Source organism: uncultured Spongiibacter sp., from assembly GCF_964011655.1.
Lineage (GTDB): Bacteria > Pseudomonadota > Gammaproteobacteria > Pseudomonadales > Spongiibacteraceae > Spongiibacter > Spongiibacter marinus.
In genome coordinates this window covers 1-14,605 of record NZ_CAXGPO010000013.1, presented here as the reverse complement: position 1 = coordinate 14,605, position 14,605 = coordinate 1, and the positions used below count along the sequence as shown (strand labels likewise).

General features: G+C 56.9%; 13 protein-coding genes and 1 pseudogene. 3 read left to right on the top strand and 11 right to left on the bottom strand.

Translation table 11 applies throughout. The features are described 5' to 3' along the window. Positions 1 to 66 precede the first annotated feature (66 nt). The 5 genes from ettA to ABNS66_RS08245 form a co-directional block, all read right to left on the bottom strand. Positions 67 to 1,728 (bottom strand): energy-dependent translational throttle protein EttA, encoded by a 1,662-nt coding sequence (gene ettA / locus ABNS66_RS08265; RefSeq protein WP_027875150.1) that lies wholly within the window; start codon positions 1,726 to 1,728, stop codon positions 67 to 69. A 130-nt stretch (positions 1,729 to 1,858) separates the two neighbouring features. Beyond that, positions 1,859 to 3,070, bottom strand: coding sequence for an HlyD family efflux transporter periplasmic adaptor subunit (locus ABNS66_RS08260; protein ID WP_286836363.1), 1,212 nt, complete (start codon positions 3,068 to 3,070; stop codon positions 1,859 to 1,861). A 5-nt stretch (positions 3,071 to 3,075) separates the two neighbouring features. Continuing rightward, complete coding sequence (locus ABNS66_RS08255) at positions 3,076 to 5,478, bottom strand: FtsX-like permease family protein (RefSeq protein ID WP_286836365.1); 2,403 nt, start codon at positions 5,476 to 5,478, stop codon at positions 3,076 to 3,078. Next, a complete protein-coding gene (locus ABNS66_RS08250) occupies positions 5,478 to 6,233 on the bottom strand; it encodes an ABC transporter ATP-binding protein (protein ID WP_286836367.1) in 756 nt (251 codons plus the stop codon). The genes ABNS66_RS08255 and ABNS66_RS08250 overlap by 1 nt, the downstream gene beginning before the upstream one ends. Before the next feature lie 60 nt (positions 6,234 to 6,293). Beyond that, positions 6,294 to 7,043, bottom strand: coding sequence for an SDR family oxidoreductase (locus ABNS66_RS08245; protein ID WP_286836368.1), 750 nt, complete (start codon positions 7,041 to 7,043; stop codon positions 6,294 to 6,296). Between the two features lie 98 nt (positions 7,044 to 7,141). Between ABNS66_RS08245 and ABNS66_RS08240 the strand changes: the two genes are divergently transcribed. Next, entirely contained in the window at positions 7,142 to 7,564 is a 423-nt protein-coding gene (locus ABNS66_RS08240) for an MAPEG family protein (protein ID WP_286836369.1), read from the top strand. Here ABNS66_RS08240 and ABNS66_RS08235 read toward each other — a convergent pair whose 3' ends face one another. Together ABNS66_RS08235 and ABNS66_RS08230 are read right to left on the bottom strand one after the other, a co-directional pair. After that, positions 7,565 to 8,386 carry an SDR family oxidoreductase gene (locus ABNS66_RS08235; RefSeq protein WP_286695589.1) on the bottom strand — a complete coding sequence of 274 codons (822 nt, stop codon included), beginning with the start codon at positions 8,384 to 8,386 and terminating at the stop codon, positions 7,565 to 7,567. Positions 8,387 to 8,406: 20 nt separating this feature from the next. Further along, a complete protein-coding gene (locus ABNS66_RS08230; RefSeq protein ID WP_027875154.1) occupies positions 8,407 to 9,633 on the bottom strand; it encodes an acyl-CoA dehydrogenase family protein in 1,227 nt (408 codons plus the stop codon). A gap of 111 nt (positions 9,634 to 9,744) precedes the next feature. On the opposite strand from ABNS66_RS08230, the gene ABNS66_RS08225 reads away from it, so the two are divergent. Next, positions 9,745 to 10,635, top strand: a complete 891-nt coding sequence (locus ABNS66_RS08225) for a LysR family transcriptional regulator (RefSeq protein ID WP_286836372.1) — start codon at positions 9,745 to 9,747, stop codon at positions 10,633 to 10,635. A gap of 21 nt (positions 10,636 to 10,656) precedes the next feature. Here the strand turns inward: ABNS66_RS08225 and ABNS66_RS08220 are convergent, their stop codons facing one another. The 4 genes from ABNS66_RS08220 to ABNS66_RS08205 all read right to left on the bottom strand — a co-directional run bounded on the left by ABNS66_RS08220 (position 10,657) and on the right by ABNS66_RS08205 (position 13,333). Beyond that, the gene (locus ABNS66_RS08220) at positions 10,657 to 11,172 is read right to left on the bottom strand and encodes a porin family protein (RefSeq protein WP_286836374.1); all 516 of its coding nucleotides are present in this window, start codon (positions 11,170 to 11,172) and stop codon (positions 10,657 to 10,659) included. A gap of 103 nt (positions 11,173 to 11,275) precedes the next feature. After that, on the bottom strand, positions 11,276 to 12,193 hold the full coding sequence (locus tag ABNS66_RS08215; protein WP_286836376.1) for a diguanylate cyclase: 918 nt from the start codon (positions 12,191 to 12,193) through the stop codon (positions 11,276 to 11,278). 117 nt (positions 12,194 to 12,310) lie between these two features. Beyond that, positions 12,311 to 12,805 carry a DUF2059 domain-containing protein gene (locus ABNS66_RS08210; protein WP_286836377.1) on the bottom strand — a complete coding sequence of 165 codons (495 nt, stop codon included), beginning with the start codon at positions 12,803 to 12,805 and terminating at the stop codon, positions 12,311 to 12,313. A gap of 90 nt (positions 12,806 to 12,895) precedes the next feature. Next, positions 12,896 to 13,333, bottom strand: a complete 438-nt coding sequence (locus ABNS66_RS08205; protein WP_286836378.1) for an OsmC family protein — start codon at positions 13,331 to 13,333, stop codon at positions 12,896 to 12,898. Positions 13,334 to 13,623: 290 nt separating this feature from the next. Between ABNS66_RS08205 and ABNS66_RS08200 the strand changes: the two are divergent. Next, positions 13,624 to 14,605: pseudogene (locus tag ABNS66_RS08200) on the top strand (hypothetical protein); the annotation flags it as partial.

Sequence of the window (14,605 nt, the reverse complement as noted above, 5' to 3'; positions counted from 1 at the left end):
AGACCAATAAAAGCGGCTTTTATCGGTGCGCGGGGGCAATTGCTGCCGCCGCGCATGGTGGCAGCACTATTTTAGTTTTTTGTACTTCATGCGCTTGGGCGCAGCATTGTTGCCTTTGCGCGCCACAAAGTCCTCGTGGTATTCGCTGTAATTGCCCTCAAAGAACACCACCTCACTGTCGCCCTCATAGGCCAAAATGTGGGTGGCGATTCGGTCGAGGAACCAGCGATCGTGGGAGATCACCAGCGCGCAACCGGGGAAGTCCAGCATGGCGTCTTCCAGTGCACGCAGGGTTTCCACGTCGAGGTCGTTGGACGGTTCGTCCAACAGCAACACATTGCCGCCTTCTTTTAACGTGCAGGCCAATTGCAGTCGACCGCGTTCACCCCCGGACAGCTCACCCACGCGCTTCTGCTGGTCACTGCCCTTGAAGTTAAAGCGGCCAATATAGGCCCGCGAGGGAATTTCATAGCTGCCGATGCGCAATACATCCAAGCCATCAGACACCGCTTCCCACACTGTTTTGCTGTCATCGAGGGCATCGCGCATTTGCTCTACCGATACCAGCTTCACCGTCTCGCCCAACTCAATGCTGCCGGAATCAGGCTGTTCCTTGCCGCTGATCATGCGGAACAGAGTGGACTTACCGGCGCCGTTACCGCCGACAATACCCACAATCGCGCCCTTGGGAATACTGAAGCTAAGATCGTTAATCAGCGCGCGATCACCGTAGCCCTTGCTAACGTGATTCACCTCAATCACCTTATCGCCCAAGCGGGGGCCCGGTGGAATGTAGATCTCATTGGTCTCGCTGCGCGACTGGAATTCCTGCGACTGCATTTCCTCAAAGCGCGCCAGACGCGCCTTGCTCTTGCTTTGACGCCCCTTGGCGTTACTGCGCACCCACTCCAGCTCGGTGGCAATTGCTTTTTTGCGCGACGCCTCAGACTTGGCCTCTTGCTCCAGGCGCTGCTCCTTGGCTTCCAGCCAGTCGGAATAGTTACCCTCATAAGGAATACCGCGGCCGCGGTCGAGTTCCAGAATCCAGTTGGCGGCGTTATCGAGGAAATAGCGGTCGTGCGTGATCGCCACCACGGTGCCAGGGAAGTCACATAAAAAGCGCTCCAACCAGCCCACCGACTCGGCATCCAAGTGGTTGGTTGGCTCGTCCAACAGCAACATATCCGGGTTCGACAACAGCAAGCGACACAGCGCGACACGGCGGCGCTCACCACCGGAGATTTTTGTTACGTCAGCATCCCAGGGTGGCAGACGCAAGGCATCGGCCGCCACTTCCAGCTTGTGATCCAGGTTGTGGGCATCGGTCGCCTGAATAATATCTTCGAGTTCGGCTTGGCGCTTGGCCAGCGCATCAAAGTCGGCGTCAGCCTCGGCGTAGGCGGCGTAGACTTTATCCAGCTCGGCCAGCGCATCTTTCGCCTCTGCCACGCCGTCTTCGACATTGCCGCGCACGTCTTTGCTCGGATCCAGCTCTGGCTCCTGGGGCAGGTAACCAATCTTGATACCCGGCTGCGGGCGCGCCTCGCCATTAAATTCGGTATCAACCCCCGCCATAATGCGCAGCAAGGTAGACTTACCGGCACCGTTCAAGCCCAGCACACCGATTTTGGCACCCGGGAAGAAAGAAAGGGAAATATCGCTGAGAATCTCGCGCTTGGGTGGCACGACTTTGCTCACGCGATTCATGGTGTAGACGAATTGCGCCATGGTCACTCCTGAATACACGACAAACCGCCCTAGGCGGCAAACAAAATGTGAGCGAACGTTACCGAAAGGGGCGAGCATTGGCAATCCGAGAGCAGTGATGCCACACACTTCACCGCGATTGACTGCGTCGCTATAGCTCTCTAAGAGCCAGCGCCACACCGTCAGCAATGCGCTCACTGGGGTGCAGCACTACCGTTTCCCCGACACTCAACCCGTCTAACACCTGCGCGCTGCGGCCATTATTTTGCCCCACCACGACCGGCGTCAGTACCGCCTTATTGTCGAGCACCCTGAATACGGCCCACTGCCCCTGACTGCGAAATAATGCGCCAGTGGCAACCTGTACGACATCGCTGCCGCGCCAAAGCTCCACCTCAGCATCAACCCGATAGCCGTGGCCCAGCCCCTGCCAAAGCGACTGCGCGCCGATCAACTCCACGATGACATTCACTCGCTGCTCTTCTATACCCAAAGCGGAAATTTTCGTAAAACCATAGGGTTCAACGCGCTGAACACGGCCGCGGAACGGCTGCTCCCCGCCCCAGCCACTGATATGGACCTCGGCACCGTCTTCCACCCTGACAGCATCGCGCGACAGTAAATCAACAACCACCTCCAACTTCGCTGGATCGCCTAATTCCAACAACGGGGTTCCGGCTGCCACCACATTCTCGCTCTCCTGCAAGATACGCAGAATGCGGCCACTAATCGGCGATACCAGTGGTACCACCTGCACCTCGTCGCGATCGTCCGCTGTCGCCAACACCGCTTTGGCATTTTCCAGCTCGGCGGCGCGCATACCTTCGGCCGCCTGCGCACTGCGACTCGCCGCAAGCGCGGATTTCAGCGCCAACTCGGCGCGATCCAGCTCAGCATCCGAGGCACTGCCCTGCTCGGCCATTCGGCGAATGCGCTGCAACTGACTGCGAGCAAAATCAAGCTGTGCGGCAACCTCCTGGCCCTGCGCTCGCGCCAACACCAGAGCGGCGTTAGCAGCCCGCAAATTCGCTTCGGCCTGGCGACGACTGCGCGAGTCCAACACCACCGGATCGCTTGGCAGCAGCTTCGCTAATAGGGTTTCGCCGGCCGTCACCGCATCGCCGACTTGTTGATCGATCCGCAATAAACGGCCGGCAACCGGCGCTGAAACCACGTAAACATCCTCAATGCGGGTATAACCTTCGTCTTTCACCGACACCTGCATATCGCCTCGAAAGACACCAGCCATATCAACCGGCACTGGGTCGGGCGAAAAGGCGTAGATAAAAAAACCGAGCAAAGACACCACAAGCACCGCAATAATGCCGCGCTTAATGGTTTTACTTTCTGCGGGAGCTACCATCGCGTTCATTCCCTTGTTTTAAGCACGGCGACGAGGTCGAGGTGATCGATACGACGCCTCACCAACAAGCCCGAAACAATGGCGGCCAGCACCACCACTAATGCCGCATAACCATAGGTCGCCGTGTTAATCACCAATGGGATGCGGAATAACTCAGTATCAAACGAGGCGACCATAAGCCAAGCCAGACCGTAACCGAGTACCGCGCCCAGCGGCAACGCCAGCAGAGTCAGCAGCGCCAGCTCACCGAGCAATATATAAGACACTTCACCACGGGTCAGGCCCAGCACCCGCAGGCTGGCCAACTCACGCCCGCGCTCAGACAGAGAAATGCGCGCGCTGTTGTACACCACTCCAACCGTAATCAGACCGGCAAATAAGGTGTTGAAAAAGACAAAGGTGCCGAGACTCTCTTGAAGGGTATCGTTAAACGCTTGCTGAGCGCTTTCCTGTAAACCGACACCCGCGACGATGGGGGTATTTTTTAATGCGCGATACAGGGCCTCGGTCTGATCGCCATCGACCAGCAGGTAGCCACCGGAAATCGCGACCTCCTCTTTCAACAAGCGACTCAGACTAACCAAGTTCATGTAGGCCGATGTTCCCATGTAGGTTTTCACCACTGCCACCACGGGAACATCCAGCACCGGCCGCCGCCCCTCGGCCACCTCCACAGACAGCAGATCGCCAACATCCACGTGAAGTAACTCGGCGAGCTTATCAGACAACACAATCCCCTCGGCGGGAATGACCACGGGCTGGTAGTGCGTATCGACCACGCGGCTCAACTCACTGCCCTGGGCGAGGCCGATTATCGACTCTCGTCGACGATATTGGCCGTTCTTGAAAATAACAGGCACTGCCCGAAACGGCTCGGCCGCCATGACACCGGGCTCGTGCAGTAAATCTTGCAATGCCCGCTCGTTACGGGGCTCTACAAAGCTCACCGTTACATCCTGCCGATCGATAACGTTAAAGCTCACATCAATCATATGCACCATGGCATCCATGGAAAAACTCGAACCGATAAGCAGCGCCATGGACAGGGCAATGCCCAGCGAGGTCAGGCCGGAGCGCTTCGGCCAGCGATAGATATGCCGGCAGATCATCCGCGAGGGTTGGTCCAGCCAACGCGACAAGGTCTCGAGCCACAACGCAGAACGGCTGTAGTCAGGTGGCGGTGGCGGCACCATCGCCACCGCGGGCCGCAACCGAACCACCTTGATAACCGAAGAGAAGGTGCCAAACACTGCGATAAGCAGACTTACCCCTGCGGCAACGAGAAATACCGACGCTGGCGCGTGAAACAGCAGGAAGGGAAACTTAAAATAATCCATATACAGAGCCGCCAAACCCTGTCCCAACCACAGTCCCAGCATACAACCCATCGCAATGCCCAGGGCAGTAATTGCTCCGACCATTTTCAAGTAATGCAAACCGACAAACAGGTTGCCGTAACCAAAGGCCTTGAGCAAACCAATTTGCTCGCGCTCGGTTTCAATAAGCCGACTAACAACAACGTTTAGCAGAAAGGCGGCGACCAACAAAAAGATCGGTGGCAGCAGCTTTCCCATCGTATTGAGCTGGTCAATTTCGTTAGATAAAAATTGATCTGATATTTGATGAGAGCGACCATACGCGCCCGGCGTGCCATAGGGTTTAAGCAGTGTATCCAAGCGATCAACCAAGGCGTCTTCACTGCTGCCCGGCGAGTGCAAAATCAGCGCCTCATTAAACGCGCCATCGAGGTCAAATGCCGCACTCAGCGCTTTTCGACTCATCCACAGCACGCCAAAACGGCGGTCGTCCGGTACCAATTCTCCCGGCGCAATGGCATAGACATACTCGGGAGATAATACGGTTCCCACAAGCGTTAAGCGTCGCTGTGTACCATTGAGAATGGCATAGAGATGATCGCCGAGCGCCAGCTTGTGCGCATTGGCGAAGGACTCCAACACCAACACCTCATTGCTGTGCTGAGGATCTAAATAGCGCCCACTGCGCAGCACGATATCGTTAATACGGGGTTGCGGCGCATCGGGTAGTGAAATGATCTGCCCTGAGATCGGTGCCTGCGCGCCGACAACATCCAATATCGCCGCCACGCGAATGCGGCTCTCGGCACGGCGCACTCCGGGCAGAGCAGCGATTTCATTGATCAGCGCACGCGGGGCACGCTTAACCGGCGCCACCACATCAGCAAAGCGGTAGCGCTCATAGTAGGCACTGCGAGTCTCCTCCAGAGACACCAGCATCCCCTTGGACATCACGTACATGCCCACACCGCAAGCGATCACAATGGCGATAGCAAATGCCTGGCCTTTAATATGCCAGAGGTCGCGCAGTAATTTTCGATCCAGCGGCTTCAGCCACAGTAAGCCTCGGGCACGCCGCCACCAACCGGCCATTACCAGCTCAGTTCCGAGGGCTTCAGTGGCTGGGCGTTAATACGGGTTTCCTTAATCGCCCCGTCGGCCATAATTAATACCCGATCCGCCATCTCAGCGATGCCAGCATTGTGGGTAATCACCAAGGTAGTGGTATCGAGCCTGCGATTGGCACTGGATAAGGCTTCCAACACAACGATACCCGTTTTGCTATCCAGCGCCCCGGTTGGCTCGTCACAAAGCAGCACGCGCGGCTGTTTGGCTATCGCTCGGGCAATGGCGACTCGCTGCTGCTCGCCGCCAGACAACTGGGCAGGGAAATGGTCCATACGCTCGCCCAATCCCACCAGCTGCAGTGCCTCTTCAGCCGCCATTGCCTGCTCGGCTATTTCGGTTACCAGGGTCACGTTCTCGCGCGCGGTCAAACTGGGAATGAGATTGTAAAACTGAAAGACGAACCCAACGTGCTGGCGACGGTAGGCGGTGAGGTGACGATCATTAAAGGCGGTAAGCTCCTCGCCATTAAAAAACACCTGCCCCTCACTGGGTGAATCGAGCCCGCCTAGGATGTTCAACAGGGTCGATTTACCACTGCCGGATTGGCCGAGCAGCACCACCAGTTCGCCGCGTGGCACATCAAGGTCAACCCCCCGCAGCGCGTATACCTTGGATTCGCCAGCGCCATAGGTTTTGGTTAGCCCCCGTACATGGAAGGCCAGTGGCGCGTCATCCTTCTCCGGCATGTAGTCAGCACTCGCATCCTGGTGAATTGCCACTACAGAATAGCAAGGCGGGACGGTGCTGCGCGACAGGCGCGTCACCGAATGGCATTGGCCCTATGTCATTTTGGCAACCACACTCAGCGGCAACACCTTCATTAACCACCCCATCGGCACCCAGGGCCAACCCGGCACTTTGGCTTCGCCCGGCTCTTTCTCAATAGCCTTGACCAAGGCCTTGCACCCCGTTTCCAGGTCGACCCGCATTGGCGCCTTTTTCAGATCTTCGTTGATAGGCGTGAGAATAAAGCCCGGAAGGATACAGCTCACTTTGATCGGCGTGCCAATAACATCGGCCCGCAGCCCCTCTGTCATGGTGCGCAAACCCGCTTTGGTAGCAGCGTAAATGTTGATGGCACGCGGCATACCCCGCAGCGCACTCATTGAAGAGATGGTGACCAAGTGCCCGGCATTTTGCTCGCGAAATATGGTCATCGCCGCTTCACACTGCGCCAAGGCACCCGTGAAATTAGTCTGAGCAGTGCGAAGGTTGGCGTGGAAGTACCCGGTGCCCATCGACGCGCCCTTGCCCATCCCCGCATTCACAATCACTCGATCGAGGCTGCCCAACTCATCGCGAAAGGCATTAAACACGGTAAACACCTGCTCGTAATCACAGACATCCAGGGCTTTAATCAGCACCTGAACATCGGGGTGTTTTGCCTCAATATCCGCTTTTATTGCCTCCAGGTTTTCAACCCGTCGCGCGCACAGCGCCAAATTGCAGCCTTTCGCGGCAAAGGCCCGCGCCATGCCTTCACCCAGTCCTGAACTGGCACCGGTAATCAATACATTCTTTCTAAACATAACGTCCCCTGATCTCATTTCTATTCACATGGATATTGTTATATTCGCTTCAGGCCAAAGCGGCCACATCGATAAAAATCACGACAAAGGAAAAGACTATGGACGCCTCTCCCATTTTACTGCCTGTGATCAGCCTTGTGCTGTGGAGCATGGTCATGCTCAGCTGGATGGCCATGTCACGCCTTCCAGCAATGAGCAAAGCACGCATGCCACCCAGCGCCGGTGAACGCACCGCCGAGCTGGCAACGATGATGGACAAGCGCATTCAGTGGAAGGCTGATAACTACAACCACTTGATGGAGCAGCCGACCATCTTTTATGCCACGGCAATCGTGCTGGCTATGCTTGGCCAGGGCGATGGCATTAACCTGGCATTCGCCTGGTTTTATGTGGCTTGCCGTATTACCCACAGTATCGTGCAAAGCACCCGCAATGTGGTGATGCTGCGATTCAGTATTTTTGCACTGAGCAGCCTGGCCATGCTCGGCCTGGCGGTGAATGCCTTGCTCGCGCTGATTTAATCAGCGCTTGCGCATCATACCCGCAGTATTTTTCAGCATAATTTTACGAAACCAGCGATAGGGCAGCAGGCGTTTCAGCATCACCAAACGCTTGCTGTCGTCGTGGGTAAGAATTTTAAACTGCTTCTCCTCCACCCCTCGAAATACCTTCTCGGCAATCTCGTCAGCGCTTACTTTCGCCTTGTTAACCAACTTCTGAGTTAATACCGTCGACGTCGGGTCTGAGGCGCGCAGCGATTCTGCCAGGTTGGTTCGAAAGAACGCCGGGCACACAACCGAAACCGCAATATTGTCGCTATCCAGCTCCAGCGTCAGCGTTTCCGATAACGCCACCACCGCCGCTTTGGTTGCACAGTAGGACGCCATTTTCGGTGGATGTATCACCCCTGCCAGCGACGCCACATTCACCAGGTGACCACCGCCCTGCTGACGCAACAGCGGCGTGAACACCTTGCAACCGCGCACCACACCCAACACATTGATGTCCATTACCCACTGCCAGTCTTCCATGCTCTGCTCATCTATCGCACCGGCCGTGGCAACCCCAGCGTTGTTGATCACCACATCCACACCGGACCAGTGCTGGCGCAGCCAATCAGCGGCAGACTGCAGATCGTCTTCGCGCTGCACATCGCAGTGCAAATATTGCGCGGTGGTAACCGCCTGAAGCGCTTGCAGGGTTTCTTCACCGCGCTCCTTATGGATATCGCCGATGCACACCCAGTAACCCGCCTGCGCATAGCGTTCGGCCAAGGCGCGCCCCAAACCCGATGCGCCACCGGTAATAAATACGCGCGGAGCCTGCGTTGTCATACTTGCCATAGTGATCTCTGTGCCTCGCCTTAGGGTGTGTTGTATTTGGCAAATTCTAGTCGGGCAATCAAATTGCGGTGCACCGCATCTGGCCCGTCGGCAATGCGCAATACCCTTGCCATTGCAAACATGGATGCCAGCGGCGTGTCATTGCTTAGACCCGCTCCGCCATATAATTGAATGGCTTCATCCACGACATTTTGCAGCACATTGGGCGCGACCACCTTGATAGCAGAAATTTCGCTGAGCGCCGCCATGGCGCCGACCTGGTCGATCTTCCACGCGGCATATTGCGTGAGCAATCGGGCTTGGTCGATGGCAATTCTCAGGTCGGCAACACGCTCGGGGTTGGCGCCCAACTTAATCAGCGGCTTGCCAAAGGCCTGCCGCGACTGACCGCGCTTAATCATTAACTCCAATGCGCGTTCAGCGGCGCCAATGGCGCGCATACAGTGGTGAATACGTCCCGGCCCCAGTCGGCCCTGAGCAATTTCAAAACCGCGCCCCAAACCCAAAATCAAGTTGTCTTTAGGCACGCGAACATTGTCAAACCACACCTCGCCGTGACCGATAGGCTCATCAAAGCCGCCAAACACCGGCAGCATGCGTTTGATGGTCACGCCTGGCGTATTCATCGGTACCAACACCATGGAATGGCGACTGTGGCGCGCGGCATCGGGGTTGCTCAGCCCCATAAATACGCCGACTTCACAGCGCGGATCACCCACCCCTGTCGACCACCATTTTTTACCGTTGAGCACCAGCTCGTCGCCGTCTACCGCTATGGTGGCTTCCATATTGGTGGCATCGGAAGAGGCAACATCCGGTTCGGTCATAAAGAACACCGATCGAATTTCAGCATTCAGCAACGGGGTGAGCCAGCGGGCTTTTTGCGCCTCGCTGCCATACTTCCACAACACCTCCATATTGCCGGTGTCGGGCGCATTGCAGTTAAAGACTTCAGGCGCAAAATGCGAACGCCCCATTTGCTCGGCAAGCACCGCATATTCGCTTACTGACAGGCCGGCGCCGAATTCGGCATCGGGCAAAAACAGATTCCACAACCCAAGTTCGCGGGCTTTCTCCTTCAGTGCTTCCACCTGCGGCAACACCGACCACTGCCCCCAGTCACCGCCGTGTTTGCTAAGCAGCAACTCCGGCAGTACGGCCTCTTCAACGGGCATAATATGGTTATCAATGAAATGACGAACTTGGTCGCGCAAGTCCTGGGCACGAGGGCTGAGACTGAAATCCATGATCGGCTCCTTACGGGTTTAGCCAACCAGATTACGGCGACTCAAAACATCAGTCTAATTTATTTTATAAATCAGTTATTATTCTAATTATGAATGAATTGAGTGGCCGCCATGGACCTGAATCTCTTTCGCGTTTTTGACGCGATCTACCGCGCTGGCTCGTTAACGGAAGCCGCCCGCGACCTCCACCTAAGCCAACCGGCGGTGAGCAACGCCCTGTCGCGCCTGCGCGAACATTTTGACGACCCCCTGTTCATCAGGCGTGGTCGTAGCATCGCGCCAACGCCGGTCGCTGACGCCATCGCCGACGACATCCAATCCGCGCTGAGTTTGTTGCAAGACAGCGTGCACCGCGGGCAGCATTTTGAGCCAAGCGCCTCACACCGGCGCTTTGTATTAGGTCTGGGCGACACCATGGAATTCCTGCTGCTGCCGCCACTGATCAAGCAACTTTCAGCAAGTGCACCCGGGCTTTCTATACACAGCCGGCGGCTGCGTCGGGATCAACTCAGCCGCCACCTCGCCCTTGGGGAGTTGTCATTAGCGGTGGATGTTCCCCAGACTGTCGACAGCAGTATTGAGCAGCGCCCCTTGCGCAGTGAGCCACTCTGCGTACTGATGCGTGCCGACCATCCACTGGCCGCGCACGCTCTCACCATGGAAGGCTACCTGCAGGCGCGACATATCGGTGTTTCCGGGCGGCGGGAGGGAGCGCTGTTTGAAGATATACAGTTACAGCAACAGGGCTTCAAACGTCAGGTGCAGGTACGCGGTCAGAGCTACCATGCAGCCTGCCACGTCGTGGCTGCATCATCGCTACTGCTCACCCTTCCCCAGCAACTGGGTGAGCGCTACGCCGACTTGCTCGGCTTAGCGCTGCAACCCCTGCCTGTGCTTACCCCCACACTCGATATGACGCTCTACTGGCACCGCAGCGCCAATGCCGACGCGGGGCATCGCTGGCTACGCGAACAGCTCATCGCATTGGCGGCAACACTGTGAGCGTCCGCCGCCCTATGATAGCTAGTACTGCACCTGCAGACTTACTGTGAGACCAGTCAACTCATAGTCGTCCCTGTCTAGCAAACTCGCATACTCGATATTGATGAGCGCTGGCGACTCAGTAAAAGAAACCTGCATACCCAAGCCGTAACTCAACCCACTCTTACCGCCATCACCTGGGGCGCCGCCATTTAGTTCAAACTTACTTTTACCGAGCAACGCATACGGATAGAGGCGATCCGAAAGAGGCATACCAGCGCGAAGGTAGGCACCCAACATATCATTAACGTCTACGCTGCTTCCTACGTTCGTGGTTTCCCCCTCTTCACCGACCAAATAACGTAGCTCAATTGCAAAATGCTCGTTTACGGGGAAACCCAACAAAGCACCGTAGGCAGCTAGATCACCGTCAAAATCACCAGCCTCGTAGAGTATGTGAGAGTAGATTGCACCAACATAGACGACAGGATCTTGCTCATTCGCCAACACTGGAGACGACAAAATACCCAAACAAACAAAAGGAGCGAATCCCTTCATAACAACAATCCTTATAGAAAAATTTGCACCATAGGGTAGCTGTTATAGTAGAGACAGCCATCTGGGGTAATACTTAGATCTGTAAGGCATCACTAGGCATACCTCAACTCGCCGCCGCAAGCTGGTTACGCCCGGCAGCCTTCGCGGCATAGAGTTGCGCATCGGCCAAGGCCAGTAGCGTATCCTCGCTGCTGTCAGGCTTGGGAATTAAGCAGGCCAAGCCCACGCTGGCGGTAAGCACCGGTGCTATTGGCGACGCTCTGTTTGGAAGGGCAAGCTGCTTAATCGCGGCATTCAAAGGCTCAAGGAGTGCCCGCGCTTGCTCAATAGAGGTATTGCCCATCACCAGCGCAAACTCCTCGCCGCCGTAGCGGGCGCAGATGTCTGTGGAGCGCTTAGCAAACTGGCTCAACAACTGCCCTACCTGCCTAAGGCAGTCATCCCCGGACTGGTGACCGTAGGTATCGTTGACCAGCTTGAAATAGTCGATATCAATAATTGCCAGGCTAACAGGTAACCCAAGGCGGGCGCAGCGCTGCCACTCATTACGCAAAAACTCGTCAAAACACCGTCGATTCGCCACGCCAGTTAAACCATCCGAGCGGGCGAGCTTGCTTACCAGCTCTTCGGCTTGCTTCCTCTCGGTAATATCTTGATGGGAAATGACAAAGTAACTGACATCACAGAGAGAAAAACGCGTGACGCGCATCATGAACCAACGCGACTGCTCGGGACTGTCGCAGGGGTACTCCAGATAAAAATGGTTGCGCTGACTGCCAATCAAATCGCGAATGCCTGCCGCCGCGCCCCCCGCCAATTCGTCTCCCGATTCCGCCGATCGGTCGCACACCGACAAGTAGTTTTGCCCCTTCCACTCATAGTGAGCACCGCAGGCGTTTTGCTCAGCAAACTGCCGCCAACGGCTGTTCACATAGAGTATCAAGCCGGTCTCGTCGATGACGGCGATATGCTCGCTCATCGTATCGAGGGTCATTTTCAGGAATTCATGCGACCGTTCCATGCCAACTCACTATTTAAGGACGTCCGTCGCATGCCTCGCTTACCACTTACAACGGGCCTTCTAGGTTGCGGGGAAATCAGCAACCCTTGTATTCGCATTAACCCCTAGCACGATTCGTCAGAGGAGCTTTTCATTCTCTAGCCGCTGACTAACGCGACGACGAATCTCCGCAGATAGGCGTTCACCGTACTCTCGCCCCAGTTGACTGCTGCGCGAATTGATTTCCGGGGTGACGCGCAGTAACGTTTTTCCGAGATCACTGCGATAAAACGTCAATAGCTCACGGAGCTGAGGCCCAGTCAATGCCTCCGTGTAAATCTCGCGCATCGCATTGGCATAGGCATCGCTGGCAATGAGCTGGCTGTATATCACCGCATCAACCTCTTCTTTAACCACACTGTTCGCCGCTGCCGGTAAATTCGGGTAACTGGCCCGTAACTGACGGGTCAGGCTGTCGTTAAATAGGCGGGAAAATTGGCTGGCGATGGTCGGCACTGACTGGCCCGTCAGCTCAAGCAAGCTATCAACCAGTGCGTGTTTCTCATCAGCAGATTGCGCATAACCCGGCATCGCGAACAGGCATGCGCACAACAAGATAGCAGGTGTTTTCATTGGCAGTCTCATCAACGTGATTAGCGCCCAAGCATAACCGCTCAGCCTGCCAACGTCCCGCTGAGATGCACAACACCGCAAGGGCAGAAACTATGTCACCACGCTGACAGCGGCCTCTAATACCTTCTCGCCGCTAACAGAGTTCGCGATTAGGCAGGCTTTCTCAGATTTATGCAGCAGGCGCTCAGCCACCTCAACACTGACGCCCTCCGGTATGTGCAGGCGAGCGCGGGTAAGGAAACGCGTAAAGCGGACAGCACCGTCGCTTTTCTCCAAAGTGCCATCGACCTCGCAGGACAGACTCAACCACTCAAGATGAGAGGCCCGGGCCACCGCCTTGAAAGTTAAAATAAAACAATCGACCATTGATGCCAGCAACAGCGTTTCCGGCGACCATTTGTCTCCCGGGCCGCCAAATTCAGCGGGCGGTGCCGATAGCAGGGTTTCCAGCCCTGGCGCGCTCAAGCTAACGTCGGAAGCCGCCTCGGCGCGACCACTGACCGTGTACAAATGGGGAAGTGCTTGCATAGGGATTCTCCTTTCCAGGCACCCATTCAAACACAGCCCCTCATCAACAAAACATGCGTTTGATCAAGAACGCCATCACTTGTTGAAGATGTGACTCACTCAGCACGCCGACCAATATAAGGGTAAATACCTAGGTACATTCGTAGTACCCCCTGTTCAAATCATAACTAAGACGCAACAAGCGTTGTCCGTGATATTTCTAGGCCGACACCTAGACGTATCTCGCTGACAGGCGGTGTCGTGATCTCGCTCCGCTCAAAGTAATAATTAAGGATGAAGGGAGACTTCTCATGCCATTTAAAAAGATTAAAAACACCCTGGCCCTGAGCGTTGCGCTCGCGGCCTCTAGCGCGGGACATGCGCAAACCGCTCCTCTGCCACTGGACGCATTGACTGGCCTGCTGGGCAGCATTCCCGGCCTTAGCGCCCTGCCCCTGGATTCACTGGGTGGCGGCGGACTGCCAGGGCTTGACGGCTTACCCGACGGCGGCCTCCCCGGGCTCGATTCTCTCGGTGGTGCCCCGGGTTTAGACGCCCTGTCACCCTTATTTGACGCCCTCGCCGGTCTCGGCGGTGGCGGCGCGCCAAGCCTGCCCGGTCTCGATGCTCTGCCTATTCCCGGCATGGACGGTGGTAGCGGCGGCGCACCCGGACTGGACGCCTTAGCCCCCTTGTTTGATGCCCTCGCTGGTCTTGGCGGTGGCGGCGCGCCAAGCCTGCCCGGCCTGGATGCTCTGCCTATTCCCGGCATGGACGGCGGTAGCGGCGGCGCACCCGGACTGGACGCTTTAGCCCCCTTGTTTGATGCCCTCGCTGGTCTTGGCGGTGGCGGCGCGCCAAGCCTGCCCGGCCTGGATGCTCTGCCTATTCCCGGCATGGACGGTGGTAGCGGCGGCGCACCCGGACTGGACGCCTTAGCCCCCTTGTTTGATGCCCTCGCTGGTCTTGGCGGTGGCGGCGCGCCAAGCCTGCCCGGCCTGGATGCTCTGCCTATTCCCGGCATGGACGGCGGTAGCGGCGGCGCACCCGGACTGGACGCTTTAGCCCCCTTGTTTGATGCCCTCGCTGGCCTCGGCGGTGGCGGTGCACCGAGCATTCCCGGTTTAGACGCTCTGCCTATCCCCGGCATGGGCGGCGGTAGCGGCGGCGCACCCGGACTGGATGCCCTGGCACCGTTGTTTGATGCCCTCGCCGGCCTCGGCGGTGGCGGCGCGCCAAGCATTCCCGGTTTAGACGCTCTGCCTATCCCCGGCATGGGCGGCGGTAGCGGCG